The 3761-nt window shown below is 61.6% G+C and carries 6 protein-coding genes; 4 read left to right on the top strand and 2 right to left on the bottom strand.

What is annotated here, in order from left to right:
• Window position 1: 1 nt before the first annotated feature.
• The 4 genes from Q5Y72_RS19485 to Q5Y72_RS19500 all read left to right on the top strand — a co-directional run bounded on the left by Q5Y72_RS19485 (window position 2) and on the right by Q5Y72_RS19500 (window position 3158).
• Window positions 2-1279: a multicopper oxidase family protein gene (locus Q5Y72_RS19485; protein ID WP_305965049.1), complete on the top strand. Its 1278-nt coding sequence runs from the start codon at window positions 2-4 to the stop codon at window positions 1277-1279.
• Between the two features lie 13 nt (window positions 1280-1292).
• Complete coding sequence (locus Q5Y72_RS19490; protein WP_010400333.1) at window positions 1293-1907, top strand: DsbA family protein; 615 nt, start codon at window positions 1293-1295, stop codon at window positions 1905-1907.
• 186 nt (window positions 1908-2093) lie between these two features.
• A complete protein-coding gene (locus tag Q5Y72_RS19495) occupies window positions 2094-2453 on the top strand; it encodes a DUF305 domain-containing protein (protein ID WP_305965050.1) in 360 nt (119 codons plus the stop codon).
• Between the two features lie 54 nt (window positions 2454-2507).
• Window positions 2508-3158 (top strand): L,D-transpeptidase, encoded by a 651-nt coding sequence (locus Q5Y72_RS19500; RefSeq protein WP_036702644.1) that lies wholly within the window; start codon window positions 2508-2510, stop codon window positions 3156-3158.
• A 28-nt stretch (window positions 3159-3186) separates the two neighbouring features.
• On the opposite strand, the gene Q5Y72_RS19505 is transcribed toward Q5Y72_RS19500, so the two are convergent.
• Window positions 3187-3459, bottom strand: coding sequence for a hypothetical protein (locus tag Q5Y72_RS19505; protein ID WP_036721734.1), 273 nt, complete (start codon window positions 3457-3459; stop codon window positions 3187-3189).
• Window positions 3460-3498: 39 nt separating this feature from the next.
• The coding region (locus Q5Y72_RS19510; RefSeq protein WP_371930870.1) for a c-type cytochrome at window positions 3499-3761 on the bottom strand (263 nt) is incomplete at its 5' end.

Here is a 3761-nt window from a genome sequence, read left to right on the forward strand (position 1 = left end):
GCTGGACCTGACCAATGATCTGACCGAGCCGACGATCATTCATTGGCATGGACAGATCCCGCCGAACGCACAGGACGGCGTTCCCGATATGCCGATGCCGCTGCTGCAGCCAAGAGAGACGCGTGCCTATGATTTTGAGGCCGCAGCAGGCACGCACTGGATGCACAGCCATGTGCCCATTCAGGAGATGCAGTTGCTGGCCGCACCCCTGATCGTCCGCCGCCCCGAGGATCTGCGAGCTGATCGGCAAGAGGTCACCATGTTCCTTCACGACTTTTCCTTCCGCCCGCCGGAAGAGGTGCTGGACGAAATCCGCTCGGGAAAGGGGCATGACGAGGCCGCCGAAGCCGAAATGTTGCAACCAGCCGATCCCCATGCCGGTCATGACATGGGGGGCGGCATGGCCATGAATGTGATGTCGGAAATGAGCGGCATGTCCATGCCCGGCATGACCGGGATGCAGATGGATCTGAACGACTTCGATTTCGATGCCTATCTGGTGAATGACCGCACCTTGAGCGACCCGGAAGTTGTGCGGGTAGAAAAGGGTGGCCGGGTCCTGCTGCGGGTCATCAACGGGGCTGCGGCCACGGTGTTCTGGCTCGACAGCGGCGAGGTTCCGGGTCGGCTTGTTGCGGTGGATGGCCAGCCGGTGCAGCCCTTGCCAGGAACGCGCTTTGGTCTGGCCATGGGGCAGCGCCTGGATATCGAGCTTGACCTGCCCACCGGAGGCGGCGCATGGCCGATCCTTGCTCTGCGCGAAGGCGCGCAGGAGCGCACCGGCCTTATCCTTGCGACCGCTGGCGCCAAGGTGCCGGTCATGCTTGGAATGGCAGACGAGGCCGCACCTGCATTCGATATCGACCTTGCACAGGAAGCCGCCTTGCGGGCCGTTGCTCCGCTGACGGAACGAGTTGCCGATGCATCACCCATGGTGATGCTGGGCGGGCAGATGCAGCCCTATCGCTGGACCATCAACGACCGCGTGTTCGAGGATCGGATTCCGGTTACGGCCAAAACAGGCCAGCGGGTCGAGATCATGTTCCACAACATGTCGATGATGGGCCATCCCATGCATCTGCATGGCCATCATTTCCAAGTTGTCGCGATCAATGGCAGACGGTTTTCCGGTGCATTGCGCGACACGGTCTATGTGCCGCCCATGTCGATGGTCACGGTGGCGCTGGATGCGGGCGAGGCGGCGGAATGGATGCTGCATTGTCACCACATGCCGCATCTTGCCAGCGGCATGATGACGACGTTCGCGGTCTCGGCGTGACGGGAGTGACATGATGTTTCAGCGACGCATGATCCTGACCCTGGCCCTTACCGCCCCGGCGATGGCCATCGCACCGCGCCTATCTTGGGCTGGTCATTCGCTTCCACCCGAATTCCGCAGGCAGCTTGAACATGACGCGAATGCGCCGATCTTCGGCAATCCTGACGGCGATGCGACTCTGATCGAGTTCTTCGACTATAACTGCCAGTTCTGCCGTGCGATGATGCCAGTGGTGGATGCCGTGTTAGGAGCCGATCCCGGCTTGCGGATGGTGATGCGGGAATGGCCGGTCTTTGGCGAGGGTTCGGTTTTCGCGGCCCGCGCGGCGCTGGCGTCGCGCAAGCAGGGCCGCTACGCCGACTTTCATCGCGCCTTGATGAGTCAGAAACCCCGGGCCGAAAGGGCCAGCGTCCTGCGTGTTGCGCGATCCATGGGTTTAGACACTCAGCAGTTGCAGCGCGATATGGGCGGCCCGGAGATTGCCCAACATATCCAGCAGTCCAATGCGCTGGCCGAGGCGATGGGGCTTGTCGGCACACCCACCTTCATCGCCGGATCGGATTCGCGCTTTGGCGCCATTTCATCAACGGAACTGGCCGAACTGGTTGCGGCCTCGCGTGGCAATTGAAGCATTTCACGAAAGGACAACCCTATGGATAATTCTGATCGACACAATAGCCACGGAAGCCAGAGCGGCGGAAGCTATGGCCGTTTTGCGGCGATGATCGCTACCTCGACGGTGATCATGTTCGGGCTGATGTATCTGAACACCTGGGCGATGGATCACGTCTTTTTCAGCCAGACCCGGATGTGGATGGCGCTCTACATGGGCGGTGCCATGGCGCTGATCATGTTGGCCTTCATGCTGGGGATGTATCGCAGTCCGCGTGCCAATTTGATCGTCGCGGGCGTTTCGATTCTGGCATTTGCGCTTGGCCTGTTTCTGGTCCGCAGTCAGGCAACGGTCGATGATACCGCCTGGATGAAGGCGATGATTCCGCATCATTCCATTGCGATCCTGACATCCACCCGTGCGGATATCTCGGATCCTCGCGTCCGGGCGCTGGCGGACAGCATCATCGAGGCGCAGACTCTGGAAATCGCGGAGATGAAGGCGCTGATCGCCGATCTGGAAGGCGGGCCAGCGGCGACGCCAGAGGTCGATGGGCGCTGAACTCGCTGCATTTACCACATTCTCTCAAGTTAGAAATAAATGAGGAGCAATCACATGCTGACACGCAGACATTTCATTCGGACGACAACCGCCCTGTTCTCGGCTGCCGCTGCCAATCCGTTAATGGCATCGACCTGGCCCGACGCGACGCAGAAGGCCGCCTGGGATGCCGAGGTGGAAGCCGGTGGCCCCAATCCCTGGGGTCTGCATCCGCGCTTCCTGCCGCAGCGGATCGTCGCGAATGATGGTCTGGTGCCGGGCGATATTCATGTCGATGCCGTGGCAAGATACCTTTACCACATCGAAGAGGGTGGCACGGCGATGCGCTACGGCGTCGCTATCGGCCGGGGCGATCTGTATGAGCCGGGCACCTATACGATCAAGCGCAAGGTCGAATGGCCGCACTGGACCCCGACACGGAACATGATCAAGCGCGAGCCCGAGATCTATGCGCAATTTGAGGGTGGCGTCGAGCCCGGCCCCCAGAACGCGCTGGGTTCGCGCGCGCTTTACCTCTACCTCGGCGACCGCGATACCTATCTGCGCATTCACGGTACGCCGTTTCCGACCTCGATCGGCAGCCGCGCCAGTTCCGGCTGCGTCCGCATGGTCATGGCCCATATCAACGGGCTCTACCCGCGGGTCCAGATCGGTTCGACCGCCTATCTCTATTCACCGGAAGGCAGCGTGACGGCGATAAGCTAGTCTGCTGCCCTCCGGCGATCCTGATGGGTCAGACCGGTTTTGCGTTGCAGATTTGGTTGCCATTCGCGGCCCGCAGCGGCACCAGCGTCGTTTCGACCGGACCTGCGTGGTAGTACCAATAGCAGTCATCCGCCGGGTCGAGGCGCGCCGTGGTCAGGTCCTGGTTAGGGCCGGCAATGGCGACGACCTCGTTCGGGATCGGATAGGGCGAGGCTTCCTCGGCGGCGATATCGGGCCTCTGGGCCGCGCATCCGGCAAGGACAAGCAGCGTCAGGGCGATTGCGGCGGTTCTTATCTGCATTGGGAAACTCCTAGGCTATGGTGGTGACGCGCCGGGAGGTCATGGCGCGCTGTCCTTGGTGATGCGGCTCTGGATCGCGCGCTCGCGTTCCGGCCAGGTGGATTTGATATAGGCCAGAACGGCGGTAATCTCGGCATCGCTCATGACATCAGTAAAGCCGGGCATGTCGCTTTCATAGCCATCGCCGACCACGGCGGCGGTGCCGTCGCGGATGATGCGTTCCAGAAGCGCGTCGGCATGATGCCATGTGTGGCCGGTCTCGTCATGCGGTGGCGCCGGATAGCGGCCATTTGCGAGCGGGG

It is taken from the genome of Paracoccus spongiarum (assembly GCF_030732095.1).
GTDB lineage: Bacteria > Pseudomonadota > Alphaproteobacteria > Rhodobacterales > Rhodobacteraceae > Paracoccus > Paracoccus spongiarum.

Excerpts from the sequence above, each read along its gene's own strand:
- Q5Y72_RS19495 (WP_305965050.1), top strand. The coding sequence starts at position 2,094 with ATGGCGCTCTACATGGGCGGTGCCATGGCGCTGATCATGTTGGCCTTC.
- Q5Y72_RS19490 (WP_010400333.1), top strand. The coding sequence starts at position 1,293 with ATGTTTCAGCGACGCATGATCCTGACCCTGGCCCTTACCGCCCCGGCG.
- Q5Y72_RS19500 (WP_036702644.1), top strand. The coding sequence starts at position 2,508 with ATGCTGACACGCAGACATTTCATTCGGACGACAACCGCCCTGTTCTCG.
- Q5Y72_RS19505 (WP_036721734.1), bottom strand. The coding sequence starts at position 3,459 with ATGCAGATAAGAACCGCCGCAATCGCCCTGACGCTGCTTGTCCTTGCC.